18 protein-coding genes are annotated in these 19957 nt (G+C 65.2%); 4 read left to right on the top strand and 14 right to left on the bottom strand.

All coding sequences use genetic code 11. The features are described 5' to 3' along the window. Positions 1 to 47 precede the first annotated feature (47 nt). The 5 genes from ACQY8M_RS20565 to ACQY8M_RS20545 all read right to left on the bottom strand — a co-directional run bounded on the left by ACQY8M_RS20565 (position 48) and on the right by ACQY8M_RS20545 (position 3448). Complete coding sequence (locus ACQY8M_RS20565) at positions 48 to 635, bottom strand: hypothetical protein (protein WP_428658927.1); 588 nt, start codon at positions 633 to 635, stop codon at positions 48 to 50. 22 nt (positions 636 to 657) lie between these two features. Further along, complete coding sequence (locus tag ACQY8M_RS20560) at positions 658 to 960, bottom strand: PepSY domain-containing protein (protein ID WP_428675415.1); 303 nt, start codon at positions 958 to 960, stop codon at positions 658 to 660. A gap of 599 nt (positions 961 to 1559) precedes the next feature. Next, the gene (locus ACQY8M_RS20555; RefSeq protein WP_428658924.1) at positions 1560 to 1727 is read right to left on the bottom strand and encodes a hypothetical protein; all 168 of its coding nucleotides are present in this window, start codon (positions 1725 to 1727) and stop codon (positions 1560 to 1562) included. A 434-nt stretch (positions 1728 to 2161) separates the two neighbouring features. Then, positions 2162 to 2860 carry a Crp/Fnr family transcriptional regulator gene (locus ACQY8M_RS20550; protein WP_428658921.1) on the bottom strand — a complete coding sequence of 233 codons (699 nt, stop codon included), beginning with the start codon at positions 2858 to 2860 and terminating at the stop codon, positions 2162 to 2164. 363 nt (positions 2861 to 3223) lie between these two features. Continuing rightward, positions 3224 to 3448: a hypothetical protein gene (locus ACQY8M_RS20545; RefSeq protein WP_428658919.1), complete on the bottom strand. Its 225-nt coding sequence runs from the start codon at positions 3446 to 3448 to the stop codon at positions 3224 to 3226. A gap of 504 nt (positions 3449 to 3952) precedes the next feature. Between ACQY8M_RS20545 and ACQY8M_RS20540 the strand changes: the two genes are divergently transcribed. After that, positions 3953 to 4705, top strand: coding sequence for a Crp/Fnr family transcriptional regulator (locus ACQY8M_RS20540; RefSeq protein ID WP_428658916.1), 753 nt, complete (start codon positions 3953 to 3955; stop codon positions 4703 to 4705). A 982-nt stretch (positions 4706 to 5687) separates the two neighbouring features. Here ACQY8M_RS20540 and ACQY8M_RS20535 read toward each other — a convergent pair. The 3 genes from ACQY8M_RS20535 to ACQY8M_RS20525 form a co-directional block, all read right to left on the bottom strand. Next, positions 5688 to 6911, bottom strand: coding sequence for an MFS transporter (locus ACQY8M_RS20535; RefSeq protein ID WP_428658914.1), 1224 nt, complete (start codon positions 6909 to 6911; stop codon positions 5688 to 5690). An 8-nt stretch (positions 6912 to 6919) separates the two neighbouring features. Further along, entirely contained in the window at positions 6920 to 7885 is a 966-nt protein-coding gene (locus tag ACQY8M_RS20530; protein ID WP_428658911.1) for a TIGR03619 family F420-dependent LLM class oxidoreductase, read from the bottom strand. A gap of 138 nt (positions 7886 to 8023) precedes the next feature. Beyond that, positions 8024 to 8434 carry a hypothetical protein gene (locus ACQY8M_RS20525; protein ID WP_428658909.1) on the bottom strand — a complete coding sequence of 137 codons (411 nt, stop codon included), beginning with the start codon at positions 8432 to 8434 and terminating at the stop codon, positions 8024 to 8026. Between the two features lie 457 nt (positions 8435 to 8891). Between ACQY8M_RS20525 and ACQY8M_RS20520 the strand changes: the two genes are divergently transcribed. Next, positions 8892 to 9443: an alpha/beta family hydrolase gene (locus ACQY8M_RS20520; RefSeq protein WP_428658906.1), complete on the top strand. Its 552-nt coding sequence runs from the start codon at positions 8892 to 8894 to the stop codon at positions 9441 to 9443. Between the two features lie 544 nt (positions 9444 to 9987). Here ACQY8M_RS20520 and ACQY8M_RS20515 read toward each other — a convergent pair. The 4 genes from ACQY8M_RS20515 to ACQY8M_RS20500 all read right to left on the bottom strand — a co-directional run bounded on the left by ACQY8M_RS20515 (position 9988) and on the right by ACQY8M_RS20500 (position 15644). Further along, entirely contained in the window at positions 9988 to 12060 is a 2073-nt protein-coding gene (locus ACQY8M_RS20515; RefSeq protein ID WP_428658903.1) for a dipeptide ABC transporter ATP-binding protein, read from the bottom strand. Next, positions 12044 to 12901 carry an ABC transporter permease gene (locus ACQY8M_RS20510; RefSeq protein ID WP_428658900.1) on the bottom strand — a complete coding sequence of 286 codons (858 nt, stop codon included), beginning with the start codon at positions 12899 to 12901 and terminating at the stop codon, positions 12044 to 12046. Before ACQY8M_RS20510 ends, ACQY8M_RS20515 begins: the two co-directional genes overlap by 17 nt. Beyond that, the gene (locus tag ACQY8M_RS20505; protein ID WP_428658897.1) at positions 12898 to 13911 is read right to left on the bottom strand and encodes an ABC transporter permease; all 1014 of its coding nucleotides are present in this window, start codon (positions 13909 to 13911) and stop codon (positions 12898 to 12900) included. The genes ACQY8M_RS20510 and ACQY8M_RS20505 overlap by 4 nt, the downstream gene beginning before the upstream one ends. Before the next feature lie 152 nt (positions 13912 to 14063). Then, complete coding sequence (locus ACQY8M_RS20500; protein WP_428658895.1) at positions 14064 to 15644, bottom strand: ABC transporter substrate-binding protein; 1581 nt, start codon at positions 15642 to 15644, stop codon at positions 14064 to 14066. Between the two features lie 479 nt (positions 15645 to 16123). On the opposite strand from ACQY8M_RS20500, the gene ACQY8M_RS20495 reads away from it, so the two are divergent. Both ACQY8M_RS20495 and ACQY8M_RS20490 read left to right on the top strand, forming a co-directional pair. Beyond that, positions 16124 to 17095 carry an SDR family NAD(P)-dependent oxidoreductase gene (locus ACQY8M_RS20495; protein WP_428658892.1) on the top strand — a complete coding sequence of 324 codons (972 nt, stop codon included), beginning with the start codon at positions 16124 to 16126 and terminating at the stop codon, positions 17093 to 17095. Between the two features lie 70 nt (positions 17096 to 17165). Next, on the top strand, positions 17166 to 17753 hold the full coding sequence (locus ACQY8M_RS20490; protein ID WP_428658890.1) for a metallophosphoesterase family protein: 588 nt from the start codon (positions 17166 to 17168) through the stop codon (positions 17751 to 17753). A 122-nt stretch (positions 17754 to 17875) separates the two neighbouring features. Here ACQY8M_RS20490 and ACQY8M_RS20485 read toward each other — a convergent pair whose 3' ends face one another. Then, positions 17876 to 18565 carry a maleate cis-trans isomerase family protein gene (locus ACQY8M_RS20485; protein ID WP_428658888.1) on the bottom strand — a complete coding sequence of 230 codons (690 nt, stop codon included), beginning with the start codon at positions 18563 to 18565 and terminating at the stop codon, positions 17876 to 17878. 10 nt (positions 18566 to 18575) lie between these two features. After that, entirely contained in the window at positions 18576 to 19841 is a 1266-nt protein-coding gene (locus ACQY8M_RS20480) for a CmcJ/NvfI family oxidoreductase (RefSeq protein WP_428658885.1), read from the bottom strand. Positions 19842 to 19957 lie beyond the last annotated feature (116 nt).

Below are 19957 nucleotides of genomic sequence, written 5' to 3'. Positions count from 1 at the left end.
AGCGGATGGGAAGCGCGCGAGCTTCCCATCCGTAAGACCGACTGCGTTTACGCCGCCTCGCGACGACGCATGCGCTCGATCTCGGTCTCGCTGGGCTTGTAGGCTGGCGCCGCAGGATCGAACGTTGTCCAGCCGGTTTTGCGGTACTCGGCGCCGCGAACCACCGGGTCGATCGGCTCGTAGCTGTCGAGGATTGCTTGGACCCGCGCCGCATCCTTCTCGTCGACCCGCGCGCTGACCAGCGTTCCGCCACGACGGACCGATTCGGAGTAGACGTGCGCGTGATCGTCGGACGTCCCTGCACTCACCAGCGCGCCGACCAGGCCGCCCGCTGCCGCACCGGCGGCGGCGCCAACCGCAAGCGAAGCGAGCCAACCCGCGGCGACAACTGGACCAAGGCCGGGAATCGCCAGCAGGCCAAGGCCCGCCAGGAGTCCCGCGCCACCGCCGAGCGCGCCACCTATCCCGGCACCCATGCCGGCTTTCGAGACGTCGTCAACTTCAGCGTATTTCTCGCTGACATACTTGTTGGCGACGAGACTTACCTCGGCGGCGGCAACACCTGCGGCCTCGATCGCGGTTACAGCGGCCTGCGCCTGAGAGTAGGTGTCGTAAACACGACTGACGGTTTGCATGATCATTGACCTTTTGACAGGGTTAAGGCGCGGTCTGCGGAACGACGTTGCCCTTGTAGTCGACGGCAATCTGGACGGTCTTGCCGTCCTGCATGGCGCTGCCCCGCCAGATGCCATCGCCGTCCTTCTTGAGGTCGGCGACGCTGGTTAGGCCATGCGAGAGAGCGCGATCCTTGGCTTGTCCTTCTGTGAAGCTGTTGGCGCCTTTCAGCGGCGCGCCATCGTCGTTCTTGCGCGTCATGTAGACGTCGGACTTGCACGCTTCCATGAACGAGGCCTGATCGACCCTGCCGTCGGCGCCGAGCTTCTTGTCGTGCACCCGCATCGCCGCGGCATAGCGCATGGACTCGATCTCGGTGAGAGCGCCATCCTTGTTGACGTCGGCCTTGGTCCACATCGATTGGCATTCGGCATCTGTAGCGGCATATGCCGGCAAGGCCGCACAGGTCGCAGCGACTGCTGCGACCAATAGGATCGTCTTCATGTTTTCCCTTTCGGGACGTCGACGGGCGGGGATTGCGCAATGAAGTCCCGCCCTTCAACGTGTCATGAGGCCGGCACGTTCCTTGCCCAATTGGGCTTCACGTCGTCGTGGGGCCAGATGAAGAAAATCGCGATGCGACCACAGGTGAAGGTGGCGCAGCCTCGCGTCAGCGGGCCACGCACTGCCCCGGCGCCTGTAGGTCGTTCAGGAACCGCGCGAGCCGCAGCAGCCAGGCCGGCATCGACGGCGGCTACGGAGTTGCGGGCGTTGGCTGAAGGCAACCGCCGAACGTTGGCTTTGGCCCGTTGTGCGGGGCCGGCATGTCGCTCGAACGCGACAGCGCAAAGGTGGGCGAGCACGCAGAGGACCTCGAGGCTGAAGCCGCTGGGCTAGAAGCTCAGGGAGACCCGCGTGACCGCTCCAAGGTAGTCGGACCTGCTCTAACCGCCTACCGCTTGTTCGGGCCTGTCGCCCATCTTTTGCTCGACGGGCTTCTCGGCATCGGGCCTTGATTTCGGGTCTATGTCCACTTCGCGCACCGTACTGCTGCGGCGTCTCAGTGCTTCATCCCTGGCGGACCCGTTGTTGAGGGTTCTGGAGTAATTCATGACCTGCTCCCTTCTGCGCGGCGACGCTCATGGCCTTCGGGTTGACCCACGCGGTGGAGGCTGCCTCGCCAGATGACCATCACCTGGCGAGGCAGTGGTAGCCGATGACGACACGGGGGGAGAGCAAGGACCGTCATCGACAGAACAACCTACGACCCGCCGCAGCTACGGGCTGTTCAAGGGGAGACAGGCCGGTGCCGAATGTTCAATTTAAGCTGATCCGCTAGCCCCGCCTCTGGCAGGGCGTAGGGTCGCGCCTGACGGCCGGCACCCGAGAGGGCCATTGCGGGACGAGGCTCCCAACGGGCAAATTTCCGGCTTCGCGAATGGGTTGAAGCGCAGCCGAGCCCAAGCGGCGCGCGGCCGCCTCGCGCAGCAAGTCGGGTCAGCTGGGATGGGATGCGGCTCCGAATGACACCAAAGTAACCACTCGATCACTCACGGATAATGATATTTACCAGCGAGGAGTGCACTTTGAGCTCGCCGTTGTATTCGATCAGGCCGAGCTTCCGGAACTTGTTCAGGAAGTGGTTGATACGCGGGCGGGTGGTGCCGACCCGCGCCGCCATGACCTCTTGGCTGATGGGCGTCGAAATGGTGCGAAGCTCGGCTTCCTTGCCAACCTGAGCCAGCATCAGGAGCAGGCGAGCCAGGCGTTTCTCGCTAGAATTGAAGAGGTGATCGACAAGATCCGCCTCGACCTGACTATTCCGCAGCAGAAGGTAGGCCATGGCCAGCTCGGGATGCTCGTTGAGGGCCTGTGCCAAGGTCTTGGTGTCGATGCGCGCCACCGTGGCTTCCGTGACGGCCCGCGCCGATGCGAGATGGCGGGGATGGCCGGCCAGACAGCCTTCGCCAACGAAGGCGCCGGGGCCGATTTGGCCGACGACCCTTTCCTTACCTTGGGCGGAGACGACGCTGAGGTCAATAAGGCCGGTCAAGACGTAGAAGACGGCCTCGCACTCGGCGCCCTGCCGAAAGATGATTGCCTTCGATTTGTAGGTCGAGAGGCTGCGGCCAGCACCTACCGTGGTCAAGAAGGCTTCCGTATCGAACTTAACGACTGCGGCGTTCCTGCCCTTCTGTTTGGGGGCATTCTTGGTCGCTGCCTTTCGCTTTTGACGTACTCGCATCTGCTCCCCTTTTAACGCGCTGGACGCTCTAGAATGGCGAGCTGTCCAATAGTGGACAGTTCAATGTTGAACAGCGGGCGGCATCTTTGTGCCTTAGCGTGCCAACGATCAACCGCAGGAATGATCTATGGATCGTCGTTCGAAGGCTTCGCTTAGCCCGAGAGAGTTCGCGGCACCGCGGACCCTGAAACAGGGGTTTCGAGACATCCCCGATTACAATCGGAGGTTGCTTCTGTCAATGGGGCTCGCCGTCGACGACGGTGAAGCCATAAAGCTATCACTCGCCGGCCTGTCTCGCCTCGATATGGAGGTCCGCGCGAGCTAAGGACAGCCCTGAATCCTGAGCAGCCATGGATTATGAACCTAGTGCAACGGTCGACCCAAATCCTCGGCGATCGAACATCCGAGAACCGTCAACGCAGCGCGGTTGCCATCGATCACCAGCCAGCCATTCTGGACGGCAAACAGAAGGGCGCCCTCAATGCCATCGATCAGCCGAACCGTCTGCCATTGCATCGGTTCACCATCGGTCGCCTCATGGAGCAGTCGCAACAACGCCAGGGCCATCGATTCGGTGTCGTTGGGCATGGACCTCCGGAACCACGGTGAAAGGCCATTGCGGCGGGGTCTAGTGGGAGCGCGGGACACTCTTGGATCGATGCCGCTCTCTCAAGCACCGACGCACACTAAGAAGCCGGTGATGACGACACAACGCGCCCCGAGCCGACAGATGGCAAGCGCTTTTCACTTCCCCCCGGCGCAACGAGCCTGCGGTCCAACTCGGCTGCCATTTCTCCGAGTTCATCGGCGTATTGTGACAATCGGGCTTTGGCCACCACGTTGGTCTGAAACTATAGCGAACGACCCCCAAAGACGCCGAGTTCGCGGACATCGGCAACGCCGTCCCCGACGAATCTCCTCGACCATGATTTCGCGCCGGCAATCCACATTGAACTGTTCAAAATTGGACAGCCCGGAGCATCCTCGCGTCTTACCATTTTACGATCAATCTCGAGCTTAAGCTTTCCGGGGAAGACTTGCGAAAGAAGGTCCCGCGCGCATAACGCGTCCGGGGGACAATTGAGGCGTTGAATGACCGGTATGCTGAAGCGATCAGGGCGGCAGTTTCTCGGACCTTTAAGGGAGAAACTCAGAAGCCCGGGAGGGGCTATTGGTAAGGAAGTTGATGCTGTTCTGAATCGCACCAAGCCGAGAATCGGCCGCGGCGAAATCATTGCTGGTCCTGCGTTTTCCGGCAAGCAATTCGCGGTTTTGCTTGAAGGCCTGGCCTGCATGGCCACCCGGAATGACAACGGGGCCCGACAGATATACGCCTTTTACTATCCGGGCGATTTTCTTGCTCTTCACGACTTCCTGCGCCCGGAATCAAGGGAGCACATCGAGATCGAGGCGCTGTCGAATTGCTCCATCGGCACGATCAATCGCGATATCCTCGAGCGGGCGATACAGCGTCGTCCGATGCTGGGGCAGGCGCTGTGGCAGGCCGCAATGATCGAAGCAAGAATCTTTCGCCAGCGGTTGGTCATGGCGCGGTGGCCCGCCTTACAGCGCGTGGCCCACCTCCTGTGCGAGCAGCGCGCCCGGCTCGGCGCCCACGAAAGAGTCATTCCACTCACCCAGATAGATGTGGCCGACGCAACAGGGCTTTCCGTCGTGCACATCAACCGCCTGTTCCAGGAACTGCGCCAGCTCGGAGTCCTATCTAAACAGCGGACCATAAAGGTCGTGAACAAGGAACGTCTGCAAGAGCTTGCCGCCTTCGACCCCGGCTATCTTGATCCGGGCGAGGCGTTATCCTATTGGGACCTGTACATTGACGACTAGGCGGGGCGTCCCCGCTGCGGCAGGGAATGCTTCAGTCGCTGTTGTGGAATCACCGTCAACCGATGAAGGTTCAGTGAAGGCAATTCTTAGGGTTGCCGCGGCGCGAGCGGAGTCGAGAATCGCTTCAATGGCGTGGCGAACAGGCCTGGAGAACGATGGACTACGATCGAATCCGCTTCGCGCCTGATTTCCCAACCGAAGGCGTCGGCTCCGCGCTGGCCAATCCGCACGAAGTCGCGCGGCCGTTCCTTCGCTTCGAATAGCATCCCGCCCAATGCCCGTCCCGGAGAGCGTCGACAGTGTTTGTGTATTTGTGTACGAAGCCCAGCCACGCCCAAAGACAAACCTGATTCACGCTACTGCGCAGCAGCCTGGCGCTCCAGTTCGTCTGCCTTTTCCTCAAGCTCAGCGGCGAATCGTGACAAGTTGGCTTTCTCCGCCTCATTGGTTTGATCGCTCGCCAGCCGTCTAGCTTGAGCGGCAAGATTTCGAGTGGCAGCCGCTTGGTTCCTTAACGTCTCCGGCATTGCTTTTCACCCGTCCTTAGATAGTGAAATGCTCGCTAAGGATGTTAAGTTCCCTTGCCGCGCAACAATACCGAGCGAGCCATCAGATCTTGCGCGGCCCGACCTCGCCGTCAGGCACCGCGTAAAGGCCACGGCGGCCCCTTGGAAACGAGTCGCCGGACGTTCCGCCAACCTGGCTCCACCAGCGACGGCCCGACAATCTGCCGGGCAAGGACGCCGTCGAGCTGGCCGACGACTGCGCCCGCGTGGGCAGCCCGTCGGGTGTAGACTCGCCCAAGGACCAAATACGGCTCGCCCTGCAACAACCGGTCGCTCCCTGGTGGTTTGTGAATAGCTTGGCCTGCTCGGCGCTGTGAGGTGGCCGTAACGATCACGTCCGTGCAGGTCGACATCGGCTTCGGCGATCGTGTCTATCCCCCGCCCCGGCGCGGCACGTTTCGGGATGACGGAAAAAGTCAGTGCCTTCGGCGTTGAGCAGTCGCCATCGCCATTACGGCAAGCGCCTGCAGTCCCGCGCTCAGCGCCAAGGCCCAGCTGTAGCCATCCGGATCCCAGCCGCCTGAAGCGGTGCGCGGCCAGAGATCGAGGATCCAGCCGATCGCCGCCTGGACCAAAAAGGCAAAGCCGAGCGTCAGCGTGTTCACGGCGGTCGAGACCCGCCCGGTCTGCTCGGGAGGGAACATCTGGCACAGCGCGATATAGCCGACCGGTCCCCCTGCACCGAATACCGCGATCGCCAGCCAAAGCGCGAGCACGACCGGGGGCTGGCTCGGCTGCAGCATGAGGCCCGCCTGCAGCACCACCATGCCGGTGAGCGCCACGATCGGAACGATGAAAGGCGGCAGGCCGGCCGCGTTCGCCCGGCTGGCGGCGCTGCCGGCGAGCATGCTGCCCGCGACCATCGCGAAGGTGTAGACGAACAGCACGCCGGCCCGGGCCGGCCCGTCCAGGCCGGCCACGTCACGCAGCCAGGGGCCTGCCCAGAGGCCCAGGTAGGCGAAGTTGAACATCGACAGCGTCGCAACCGCGGGAGCGACGCGCCAGAAGGTCCGCGAGGCGAGGATGCGACCGCTCAAGGCGATATCGCTCCTCAGCGTTCGCGCCGGGCCCGGCACACGAGGCTTGTCGGGCACCGACAGGAAGATCCAGGCCGCGGCCGCAAGCGCCAAGAGGCACAGGCCCCAGAAGACGCCGCGCCAGCCGATTGCGGGGAGCATGGCCTGGACGGGTGTCGTGGTGAGCGCGCTGCCGAGCGAGCCGAGCGCCGTCGCGATCCCCGTTACGTGCGCGACCCGGCTGCGTTCGTACCAATCGGCGTGCGCCTTGATCACCGCCATCAGCCCCGCCGAGATCCCGATGCCGAGGATGATCCGTGCCAGGGCGAGCCAGGCAAAGTCCGACGACAGAGCGAATGTCGCAAAGCCGATCGCCGTGAGCAGCATCAGCGCGGTCTGCACCCGTCGCGCGCCGAACGCATCGAGAGCGACGCCCAGCGGCAGTTGCGTGGCCGCATAGGCCGCGAACAGGGAGGCCGCCAGCACGCCCAGCTCGACAGCGGACAGGCCGAGCTCGACCGCGAGCACGGGACCGACGATCGCCATCACCATCCGCGCGGCCTGGTTCATGACGTTTGCCGCGGCGAGCGGAAACGTCACCTGCACCAGCATCCGGGACAGCACGCCCGAGCTCAGCCGAGCTTCGACAGCACGCCGTCGCGGAAGCGATGCATGTTGTCGATCGTGCCCTGCAGGGTCTGCGCCTCGCCATAGCCGAACAGCCGCACATCGACCGAGGTGACGCCGAAGTCCTGAAGCCGCCGGATATCGCCGACCCAGTCGGCGTCGCCGCCGCTGAACAGCTCGGGCTCGCCCCCGATGCTCCCCCGGGGACGCATGCCTGGGCCGGTGAGGACGCGATAAGCCAGCGTGATCTCCTTCGGATCTCGGTCACCGCGCTTGCAGAATTCTTGGAAGCGCTCCAGCCCCTTCTTGAAGGTCGAGACCGTGTTCATCGGATGCTGAGCGTTCGTGCCCACCGGATACCAGCCCTGAGCATAGCGGACGGTGCGACGGAGCGCCGGCGCACTTTCCCCGCCGACCCAGATGGGGATCGGCGCCTGCACCGGCTTGGGCGTGAACACGACATCGTCGAAGCGCACATACTTGCCGGCGAACTTCGGCGCGTCGGCCGACCACAGTTCCCGGCATGCCGCCATCCACTCGTCGGTCACGTTGCCACGATCGTCGAACGGAGCGGCGCCGATCGCCTCGAACTCTTCCCGGCACCAGCCGACCCCGATGCCCAGGGTCAGGCGGCCCTTGGAGAGGTAGTCGATGGTGGACAGCACCTTGGCGGTCAGCACGGCCGGGCGGTGCGGCACCACCATGACCGACAGCACGAAGCGAAGCTTCTTGGTCAGCGCGGCGACATAGGCCGTGGTCGTCAGCTGCTCGAGCCATGCAGCCGAAGCGCCGGCCGGGAACTCGCCGCTGCCGGTATAGGGATATTTCGAGTCGAGATTGCGCGGCACCATGATGTGGTCGCTGATCGTGACGTAGTCGAAGCCCAGCGCCTCCCCTTCCGTGACGATCCGGACCAGGCTGTCCGGCTCGATCAGAGGGCCCGTGGTGGGCAGATTGAATCCGATCTTCATGACGTTTTCCTCCTATTGGCAGTGACGCTTCTTTTTCACTGGAGCACGATGGGTTGAGCTCCATTCAGCCTCCCTCCCCCGTCAAAGCGCCTTCCGAGGCGCGGCGGGGGAGGAAGTCCAAGATGATCTCGTGATTGTCTAGCCCGCTCGAACGTCCTGATCTTCGAGGATCTCCAGTATTTCCAGATCCCGGATCGGCACCCAGCTCGTGCCCGCGGGCCAGTACGACGGGCATTGCATCATTGGCTGTGCCCCGTGGGCCGTATCGGACTGGCCGACGTGCCGAAAGATATCCTCCCTGCCGATGAAGCGCTCGAGACCCGGCGCCAACGTGTCGCTACGCATCGGACGGAATATGGCACGCACGCGGTCGAGGTATTGGACCGCACTGCGGTCGATCGGCGGCTGCGGATCGGCCTCGCCAGCGGACTCGTCGCCCCCCGCCGGCCGGTCCGGGTCCGTCATCGAGGGCACGCTCGGTGCGCGGATCACGCGCCGTCCAACCCGCACGCGCTCGCCCGCCTTTCGAGGCAATCCCTTCCAACTCATGCGCCGATCCTGCCACGTAGCCTCGATGGGCGGTAAGAATATTCGGCCTTTGGAAGCACAGGGAGGAACCTGATGAACGAACCATTTCGCCAACGCGTCATTCACAGGCGTCACGCTGGGAGCGCGGCTCTCCAGAGCCGCTCATGGGCCGTGGCAAACCGAAGAAAAGCGGCTCTGGAGAGCCGCGCTCCCAGCAGCATGACATCAATTCAGCGATAAACTCACAGGCTCTCAGGACGACGAGGATGAGCACGGGCTACATTCCAAACGTCTTGTCGGTCCGAGGCAGAGCCTCGCTAGCGCTCGGGGTTCTTTAGTGGCATCGCAAAGCAGCCGATCGCTCGAGATCATCGTCGATGCCGACCACACGGTGTCCGCGGCGTATCTCGCGCCGCGCGGGGCAGCCGCTTGTTATGTTTTCGCCCATGGTGCAGGGGCCGGCATGAACCATCCGTTCATGCTCGAGATCGCCAACGGACTTGCCGCGCGAAAGATCGCCAGCCTTCGCTATCAATTCCCCTACATGGAGGCGGGCTCCAGGCGCCCCGATCGCCCGGCCCTCGCACAAGCCACGGTCCGCGCCGCAGCGCAGGCCGCGGCAAGGCTCGCTCCTCGCATGACGTTGATTGCCGGCGGGAAATCGTTCGGCGGACGCATGACGTCGCAGGCCCAGGCCGCCGCGCCGCTTCCAAAGGTCCGCGGCCTCGCATTCGTCGGCTTTCCGCTGCACCCGGCGAAGAAGCCCTCGGCGACGCGCGCCGATCATCTGGCACAGGTCGATATTCCGATGCTCTTCGTTCAGGGCGATCGCGACGCCTTGGCAGAAAGGAAGCTCCTGCTTCCAATGGTTCGGCGTCTGGGCTCCCGCGGCGTTCTGCGAACGATCAAGGGTGCGGATCACTCCTTCCACGTCCTGGCGCGGTCGGGACGCACCGACAGGCAGGCGTTGGATGAAGTGCTCGACGGTTTGGCCCGTTGGATCACGGAAGTCATCCACGGCGATCGATAGAGCATGATGAGCTGAGCTCCATTCACACTCCCTCCCCCGTCGAAGCGCCTTCTAAGGCGCGGCGGGGAAGAGCCTGAGACGATCTCCGAGTTTGCGAATTTATCGGCCGGCAGTAAGAAGACCAATCTGGCTACCCCTCCGCCTCATCCTGAGGAGCGCAGCGCAGCGGAGCGTCTCGAAGGATGGCGACGCGAAGGACGCGCGGAAAGTGCTGCGATCTCGGCATTTGATCGAGGTTGTACGCGTTGCCACCCTTCGAGACGCTCCGCTGCGCTACGCTCCTCAGGGTGAGGAAAGTGGGTAGCAATATTCATCCTTAACTCGCCAAGGATGGCGACTCGAAGACGTGGCAACGGTGCTGGAAACACTGGAGTTCAGCAAGGGCGTGCGCGTTGCCACCCTTCGAGACGCTCCTCAGGGTGAGGCAAGTGGGAAGCGAGATCGTCATCGAGTCGCGACGTCGATTTTTTCACAAGCTCTCAGCTCATCATTGTTCAGTCGTCCCGTGACAACGCCTCCATGAGCGAGAAGTGGCGAGCGCTGGCTAGCTCAACCGCCCCGGGAAATGGCAGGCGACGCGCTGGCCCGCGGCGGCTTCCAGCAGGGGCGGCTCCTCCCGGGCACAACGCTCTTCGGCGATCGGGCAGCGCGTGCGGAAGCGGCAACCGCTCGGCGGGTTCAGCGCGCTCGGCGGCTCGCCCTTCATCGGCACGTGCCGGCGCGTGCGTTCCACCCTCGGATCGGGCACCGGCGCGGCGGAGATCAGGGTGCGCGTATAGGGGTGCAGCGGACGCGAGAACAACGCCGCGGCCGGGCCCACCTCCATGATCTTGCCGAGATACAGCACCGCGATGCGGTCGCAGACATGGCGCACCACCGCGAGATCGTGCGCGATGAACAGATAGGTCAGCCCCAGCCGTTCCTGCAGGTCGACCATCAGGTTGATGATCTGTGCCTGGATGTTGACGTCGAGCGCCGAGATCGGCTCGTCGGCGACCACGAAATCCGGCCCGACCGCCAGGGCGCGGGCGATCGAGATGCGCTGCCGCTGGCCACCGGAGAATTCATGCGGGAACCGTTGCACCGACTGGTGCGGCAGGCCGACGAGGTCGAGCAGCTCGGCCACGCGCGTGCGGGCCGCTGCCGCATCCCCGGCGATGCCGTGCAGGATCAGCGGACCGGCGAGGATCTCGCCGATCCTCATGCGCGGATTGAGCGACGCGTACGGATCCTGGAAGATCATCTGCATGCGCCGCCGCAGCGGGCGGATCGCCGCCTGGCTGGCATGGGTGATGTCGGTGCCGGCAAAGATGATCTTGCCGTCCGTCGGTTCGTGCAGCCGCGTGACCAGCCGCGCCAGGGTCGACTTCCCGCAGCCCGATTCGCCCACCAGTCCGACGGTTTCGCCGGCCATGACCTGCAGGTCGACGCCATCGACGGCGCGCAGCACGCGCTGGCGCGCGAAGAAGGCCTCCTTCGCCAGCGGAAAATGCTTCTGCAGGCCCGAGACCTCGAGAATCGGCACAGCCGGTGCCGGGTCGACGGGCACGGCAGCTCCCGCCCGGACGCGCTCGGGGGTGTGCAGCGAGCCGCCCGCCTGCGTCACCCAGCACCGCGCGGCCCTCTTGGCGTCGGCCTCTCCGACTTTCACCGGCAGCAGCTCGGGATGCTCGGCGCATTTCTCGATGGCAAAAGGGCAACGCGCCCGGAAGCGGCAGCCGGACGGCCAGGCGCGCGGGTCCGGCGGCTGGCCCTCGATCGTGATCAGCCGGCGATCCTCGGCCTGCGCGTCGATGCGTGGCGCGGCGTGCAGCAGCGCCCAGGTGTAGGGATGGCGCGGATCGGTCAGCAGATCCTCGGGCGCCCCCTCCTCGACCACCTCGCCGGCGTACATCACCAGCACGCGCGAGCAGATGTTGGCGATCACACCGAGGTCATGGCTGATCAGGATGACCGACGTGCCGAGGTCGCGGTTCAGCCCGCGCAGCAGGTCGAGGATCTGCGCCTGGATGGTCACGTCGAGCGCCGTCGTCGGCTCGTCCGCGATGAGCAGCGAGGGCTCGTTGGAGAAGCCCATGGCCAGCATCACGCGCTGGCGCATGCCGCCGGAGAATTGATGCGGGAACGAATTCACGGTGCGGTCGGCCGAGGCCACGCCCATGCGCCGCAGCAGGTCGATCGCGCGGCTGCGCGCCGCCGCCGGTGTGAATCGGCCGTGCGCCGTCATCGCCTCGATGAGCTGCCGCGCAATGCGCAGCACCGGGTTGAGCGACGTCATCGGGTCCTGGAACACCATGGCGATCTCGCGGCCGCGCACCGCGCGGATTCCTTCATCGTCGAGATGCGCGAGGTCGCGGCCCTTGAACAGGATCGAGCCGCCCACGATCCGCGCCGGCTCGTCGAGCAGGCGCATGATCGACTTGGCACAGACGCTCTTGCCGGAACCGGATTCCCCGACGATGCCCAGCGTCTCGCCGGCCTGCAGGTCGAAGCTGACGCCGTCGACCGCGCGGACGGGACCGGAATCCGTCAGGAACCAGGTGCGCAGATCGCGCACCTGCAGCAACGGCTCGGCCAGCGCCGGATCGGGCCGCAACGGCTCAGCGGCGGCTGGCATGCGGATCGAGCCAATCGCGGAAGCCGTCGCCCATGAAGTTGAAGGCCATCACCACCGTCAGGATGGCCAGCCCGGGAAAGGTCGCCACCCACCATTGCTGCACCAGCTCGCGCCCTTCGCCGACCATCGAACCCCATTCCGGTGTCGGCGGCACCGTGCCCAAGCCGAGAAAGGACAGCCCGGCGAACACCAGGATGGCGTTGCCGAGGTCGAGCGTGATCAGCACGATGAGCGGCCCGACGGCGTTGGGGATGATCTGGCGCAGCAGGATGTGAGCCGGGCCGAAGCCGATCGACTGGGCCGCCTCGACATACTCCATGGAGCGCTGCGAGATCACCAGGCTGCGGGAAAGCCGGGCAAACTTCGGCCACCACACCACCAGCATCGCGATGACGGTGTTCACCGTGCCGATTCCGAGCGCCGCCGCGATCGCCATCGCCAGGATGATCGGCGGGAAGCAGAAGACCAGGTCGGTCAGCCGCATCAGGCCTTCTTCCGCCCAGCCCCGCGCATAGGCCGCCGTGGCGCCGAGCAGCGTGCCGAACAGCGCACCGACCAGCACCACCACCATGCCGACGGTAAGCGACACGCGGGCGCCATAGATGACACGCGTCGCCACGTCGCGCCCCAGGGCGTCGGTGCCGAGCCAGTTGCCGGCCGACGGCGGCTTCAGGCGCATCGCCACGTCGACGAAGTTCGGATCGTACGGGGTGAGCCAGGGCGCGAAGATCGCGGCGAGGACCCAGGCCAGGATGACCGCCGCGCCAAACGTCGCCAGCCCGTAGCGGCGCAGCCACCGGACGCGTGGCGAGGCGATCGCGGGAAGAGCGATGTCGCTCATTTCTTCACCACCCGCGGATCGAGCAGGGCGTACGACATGTCGACCAAGAAGTTCACCAGAACGAAGATCGCCGCGACGATGGCGGTGACGGCCATGATGGCCGGGAAGTCGACCGTCACGGCGCTGCGGAAGGTGTAGCGGCCGAGGCCCGGCCAGGAGAACACGGTCTCGGTCATCACCGCGCCGGCCAGCAGGTTGGCATAGGCGAGACCGCCCAGCGTCACCACGGGCAGCATGGCATTGGGCAAGGCGTGGCCGACGACAATCAGCCGCCCGCGCAGGCCCTTGGCCTTCGCCACCCGCACATAATCCTGCGACAGTGCCTCGAGCATGGCGGCACGCGTGGTGCGGGTGATCAGCCCCAGCGTCGCTGCCGCCAGCACGATCGACGGCAGCACCAGATGCGCGGCGGCATCATGGAACGTCTCCCAGTCGCCCTGCAGCGCGGTGTCGATCAGCAGCAATCCGGTGATGCGGTCAGGCGGAAACGAGACCGCGTCGAGCCGCCCCGGACCGGGCGCCCAGTTCAGCCAGCCGTAGAACACCGCGAGCGCAATGAAGGCCAGCCAGAAGGTCGGTGCCGAGACGCCGATGAGCGAGACCGCACGGGCGACATGATCGATGACGGTGTCGCGCCGCACGGCCGCCAGCACGCCGAGCGGCAGGCCCACCACGAGCGAAAGAATGAAGGCGACGGTGGCGAGCTCGAGGGTCGCCGGGGCGTAGTCGATGATGTCCTGCAGCACCGGCCGGCGCGAGGAGATCGACACGCCGAGATCGCCATGGACCAGCCGCTCGAGGAACAGCCAGTATTGCTGCCACAGCGGCAGGTCGAGACCATACTGGGCGCGGAACGCCGCCACCTGCGCAGGATCGGACGCCGCCATGTCGCCGAGCGCCGTCAGCACCGGATCGCCGGGCACGGTGTTGGCGATCAGGAAGATGACGAGGGTGGCGAGCAGCACCATGATCACCGAGACGACCAGGCGCGAGACGACGTAACGGATCATACGGTACTACCCACGCAACGCCTTGAACTCCTCTCCCCCGCTAGGGAAGAGGTTGGGTGTGGGGGACTCGCACCAAACGCTGCCCCCTCACCTGGCCTCTCCCCTTAGCGGGGGAGAGGAACATGAGAGTAGAGAGGCCAAGTCACGCTGCATCAAGCGGGCTTGGCTCCGCCCAGCTCGGCCATCCAGCCGGCCGCCGTCAATTTCAGGCCGGACACGCTCTTGCGCACCGCCACCTGATACACTGGCTGGATCAGCACGAAGTGGTGGGCGGCATCGACCATCGCTTCCTGATACTTCCTGTAGAGTGCCGCGCCCTTCACCAGATCGCGTTCCGCGCCTGCGTCGGCCACCAGCTTGCGGACGTCGTCGGGCACCTTCCAGTGAACGCGGCCGGCGACGCGGTTGATGGTGGCGGAGCTCCACAGCCAATTCTCCGGCGCGGGCGGGTTCCAGAAGGTCAAGGCCGCCTCGAGCTTGCCTCCGAGATACAGGGTCCGCATGTTGACCTGGTCCTGCGGCGTCAGCTCGGCCTTGATGCCGACCCTCGCCAGGTCGGCCTGCAACTTCTGCGCCAGGTTCTGGTAGCCGACCCCGGCGATCGCGGCGTTGCCGTAGGAAAGCTGGAACTTGAATCCGTCCGGCAAGCCGGCCTGCGCCAGCAGCTGCTTCGACTTTGCGAGGTCCTCGCGGAAGCCGATCTCCTTGGTCAGCGCCTCGGTCGAGCCGTTGACGCCGACGGGCAGGAAGCTCACGGGACGGACCGCCTTGCCGCCGATGAGGTTCTTGATGATGCCGTCATAGTCGATGGCGTAGCCGATCGCCTGTCGCGCGAACTTGTTCTGCAGCGCAGGGTTCGTCGGCGCCTCGACCACCGCCATGTAGATGAAGTCGAGGCTGGTCATGCCCTCGATGGTGATGTTGGGATCGTCCTTCAGCGTGGCGATCTGTTCGGGGATCAGGTTGAACGCCACATCCACGTCGCCACGCTGGATGGCCAGGAGCTGCGCCGCACTCTCGCTCATATGGCGGATCAGGACGCGCTCGTAACCGGGAGTGCCCTTCCAGTAGTTCGGGTTTTTCACCATCTGGATCTGTTGATTGCGCTGCCAGCCGGTCAGGCGGTACGGACCCGTGCCGGCGGAGTTCCCGTTCAGCCATTCGGTGGCCTTGTCCTTCTCCTTGGCATCCGGCGCATCGGTGCCGCCATGGGCGATCACCTCCGCCTTCTCCAGCACGCCGAAGGCCGGGGTGGCGATGATGGTCATCAACGGCAGCGAGGGGTCCTTCAGCACGATGTCCACCGTGTGGGGGTCGACGACCTTCACCTCCTCGATGTGGTTGATGTACTGCCAGGGCTGGTCCTTGATGTTGAGCTGGCGCGTGAAGGAGAAGCGGACGTCCTCGGCGGTCATCGGCTTGCCGGAGGCGAACTTCACGTCGGTGCGCAGCTTCAGCCTCACCGTCTTCCCGTCGGGCTGGTAGGCCCACTCGGTGGCCAGCGCGGGCTTCAGGTTGACCGAATCACCGGGGTCGAAGGTGACCATCCCGTCATAGGCGGCATGGGTCGGCAGCGGGTTGGAATACTGGTAGACCCGCACCGGGTCGAGGCCGGTGGCATCGCTGATATCGAGCGCGATGACCAGGGTCCCGCGCCGCGCGGCGCTCTGCGCTGCGGCCGGGCGGGCGCTCTGCAGCACGGCCGCCAGCAGGCCGCCTGCGCCCAGGACCATGGCTCCGCGGCGGCCAAGGCCAGGCTCTGCCGTTGCGGCTTCGGAACCGGAGCTGGTTGCGTCTGCATCTTTGACGGTCATCGCGCTTCCTCGTCGGTGTGGCTTTGTCAGTGTCGCTTTCCTGGCGTTATCGCCCAGCTTCCGCGCAATGGCCAGTGCGGTGCTCGCTGACCTGCTGCGTGCCCACACCGGAGTTGTTCACCGGTGGCCTCGCCGACGCTCGGGAATGAAACGGGACCGTACTTGCGATCGGTCCAGCACACTCGGTGTCATCCCGAGCGCAGCGAGGGATCTATGCTGCGGCCCATAGATCCCTCGCTGCGCTCGGGATGACACCTTTGGTGAGGCGACCCTCGTGCTCTTTCCAAATCCGGTTTCTTGTTGGATGAACGCCCTTGCAACTCATGCCGTTGATCCTGCCACGTGTCCTCGATAAGCGGTAAGAATAACTGGCCCTTCGAGGCACAGGGAGGAATCCGATGAAAGAACTTTCCGGCAGGATTGCCGTCGTCACCGGCGGCGGCTCGGGAATGGGACGCGAGCTGGTACGCCTGCTGGTGGCCGAAGGCTGCCATGTCGCCATGTGCGATGTCTCGATGCAAGGCATGACGGAGACGCGACGGCAGTGCGAGGCGACGGGGCTGCCGCAAGGCCTGCGCGTCACCGCGCATCTTGCCGACATGTCCAGCGAAGCCGACGTGAGGCGCTTTCGCGACGAAGCCGCCGAGCGGCACGCGACGGACCGTATCCATCTGCTGTTCAACAACGCCGGGATCGGCGGTGGTGGCAGCATGATCGTCAACGGCCGGGACGAGTGGGAACGCGTCTTCAACATCTGCTGGGGTGGCGTCTACCTCGGCACCCGCACCTTCCTGCCCCTGCTGCAGGCGGCGGACGAAGCGCATATCGTCAACACCAGCAGCATGAACGGCTTCTGGGCGTCGATCGGCCCCGACGCGCCGCACACGGCCTACTCGGCGGCGAAGTTCGCGGTGAAGGGTTTCACCGAGGCCCTGATCACCGACCTGCGGTTGAACGCGCCGCACATCAAGGTCTCGGTCGTCATGCCCGGACACATCGGCACCGGCTTCCGCACCAACTCGCTCAAGGTCCAGACCGGCAACGATTCGGACGAGCGGGATGCCCGGCAGATCGCCCAGGCCCGCGCGCGGCTCACCTCGATGGGCAAGGACGCGTCGGCGCTGTCGGACGAGGAGATCAAGGCCATGCTCGCGGAACGCGCCCGCCGTTTCCTGGCGGATGCGCCGACCAGCGCGGCCGAGGCGGCGAAGATGATCCTGGACGGGGTCAAGGCAGACCGGTGGCGCATCCTGATCGGATCGGACGCCCATTTGATGGACCGGATGGTGCGCGACGACCCCGAGCACGCCTACGAGGCGCCGTTCTTCGACCGCTTCGCCGCCGCGGCCGGCTGGCATCCCGGACGCTGAGGACGTTGGAGGCGAAGGTCGCTGGGAGCGCGGCGACTATGGGATGTTACCCTCTAATCGGAGGCCTCGGTTGAAGCTCGGTATCGTCTCCGACCTGCACTGCAACATCGGTGGCCTCGACCGGGCCCTGGAGATCATGGGCCCGATCGATGCCCTGCTGTGTCTCGGCGACAGCATCTACGAGCACGGTTTCTCGAACGATGTGATCGGCCGGCTGCGCGAGCTCGACGCGCTCACCATCCTCGGCAATCACGAGGAGGTCTTCCTCGGCACGGCCGGCGCACGGGCGCGTTCGCGGCCGGAGATCGACCAGCGATTGCTCGGCTGGCTCGCCGAGCGCCCGCATCGGCACGAGCTCCGGATCGGCGGCAAGCGCATCCTGATGGTGCACTCGACGCCGTGGGAGCCGCGCGGCAGCTACGTGCTGCCCCACAGCTCCGAGCTGGAACGCTTCGGCGAGGCCGACGCCGATATCGTGCTCTACGGCCATACGCACCGGCAGCTCGTCCGACGCGTCGGCCGGGTGCTGGTCGTCAATCCCGGCTCGGCCGGCGAGGGCCGCGACCCGGGCAATGGTGGGCAATTGAGCTGCGCCGTGCTGGACACGGTGACGGAAGAGGTCGTGGTGCGCGATTTCCGACCACGCCCCGCGGCGTGAACGGTTTTCCCTATAGATCGAATAGCTGGGAGCGCGGCTCTCCAGAGCCGCTCTTCCTTCAAGTTTGCTACATCCCAGGAGCGGCTCTGGAGAGCCGCGCTCCCGGCAGAACAAACAAGCTCTCAGCCCACGGGCAGCTCTTCGAGCAGCCGGCCCTTGCCGGGGAGAGGCAGGTCGAACTTCATGGTCTGCAGCACCGCCCACAGCGCCGCCTGATTGGTGGTGATCACCGGCTTGCCGAACTGGCGTTCCCAGCCGGCGATCCAGTCCATGGTCGGGAAATTGCCTCCCGGCACCACCAGCGCGTCGACCTCCGGCCGGTCGATCCGGCGGAACGCGGCCTCGGCCGCGCCCGCGTCCATCTTGCCGATGGCATAGGCATCGGTGGCGCCCAGGCTTTCCCAGGCGACCGTTTCGACGCCGTACTTCGTCTCGTAGTAGCGCCGGGCCCGCTCGAGCACCTCTTCCGAATAGGGCGTCGCCATGGCGACCTTCGACGCCCCGAGCGCCTTCAGCGCCCGGCCGATCGCCTGGGCAGAGGTCAGAGACGGCACGCCCGATGCGTCGGTCATCCGCTTCACCGTCACCGCGTCGTAGTCGTCTGCGGACAGGCTGGCCGAGGTCTGCGCCAGCATGATCACCTCGACCCGCGCGTCGCCCAGCAGCTTGGCCTGGTAGGCCACGTCGTCATCCAGGGGCGAGGAGAACGTCGTGCCGCCGCCCTTGCCGAGCCGCCCGGTGTGCACCTGCAGCCCTGGCGCCAGCCGGCAGTATTCGATCTCGTTCGTGGTGTTGGTCGAGGGGACCAGCATCCCGAAATGTCTAGAAGAAGACATAGGCCCGGACGACGACGTTCTTGCGGCAGCGCGCATCGGCCGGCGCCGTCGGGTCGATGCAGGCGGTATGGAAGGACCAGCGCGAGACCGAACCGTCGGTGATGGAGTCGTAGCACTTCAGCATCGACACCTCGGTGGATTTCTGCTTGGGGAACCAATACCACTCATGGGTCGGGCGGTAGGTGAAGCGCGTGGTCTCGCCGACCCTGTCGTCGTAGATCCGGTAGTTGTTGATATAGGGCTGGTCGGCAAAGGACGGCCACGCGCACAGCACGAACGGGAATTGCTCGACCGTCTCCATCGGCTTGGCGAGGTTGATCGACATGAACCGTCGCGACATCTTCGCGTCGGCCTCCTCCTCCGTGTAGTTCTGCGGGCGCCCGAAGTTGCGCAGGTTCTTCGTCAGCAGCTCGCGGCAGCGCACGCGCCCGCTGTTGTCGTTCAGGTCGTTGTGCACGAGGTTGACGTAGCGGGCGTTCACGCCCGGGTTCTTGTTGTCCTGGTCTTCGGTGCGGTCGCCGGCATAGTCCTTGTCGAACACATCATGGTTGTAGACCAGGGCATCGGTGGCGCCGGGGAAGAAGTCGAGCAGGAGCTTCTCGATTTCCGGATAGAACACCCGCTCGACCTCGGCCGAATCGTAGAAGTTTGCGCACTTGGACTCGAGATGCGCCAGGGAAACGCCGAGCTTGTCCATGCATTCGGGGCTCCCGGGCGAGAGGCCCGGGTAGTATTCGCCGATGCGCCGGGCGTCGCGCAGCACCTGCGGGAAGTAGAGGTTCCGCCGCCGGTTGTCTTCCTCGTTGCGCTGCAGGATCGCGGCGATCTCGCCGCGCGCCGGATCGCGCCACAGCGCATTGGACGGCACGATCGAGTAGCTCGGCCGCTCATGGACGGTATAGGCCAGCGGCAGAGCCACGCCGCCGTCCGGGGCCTTGATGCTGTTGGACTCGCGGATGTACTTCACGCACTCGTCGTAATCACGGAACGCCAGGCCCCACTTGGTCTTGATCGGACCAGGCGGCGCATTGTCGATCATGTCGACGACGCGCCGGCCCTCGCCGCCGGCGACCTCGGCGAGCGCATCCTCCACCGCCTTGCCAGTTCCTGCATCGCCGTTGCGGTCGAACGACAGGTAGGACAAGCCGCCGTTCGCCGCGACGGGCGGCGGCTGGCCCTCGGTGAGCTGCAGCGACGGCACGTAAGGCGCCGAAGCGATCGCGTTGCTGTCAGGGACCTCGACTTGGCTCATGGCGCACCTCCGACTGATTTGACGCTACGGTCGCACACGGACCCGGTGCTTTCCAGATCATGAATCTCCCCGGGTCATGAGCGCAAGTCATGCGAACGCGCTCCCAGCATGACGCC

It is taken from the genome of Reyranella sp., from assembly GCF_965279465.1.
Lineage (GTDB): Bacteria > Pseudomonadota > Alphaproteobacteria > Reyranellales > Reyranellaceae > Reyranella.
This window is presented reverse-complemented; position numbering and strand designations above follow the sequence as displayed.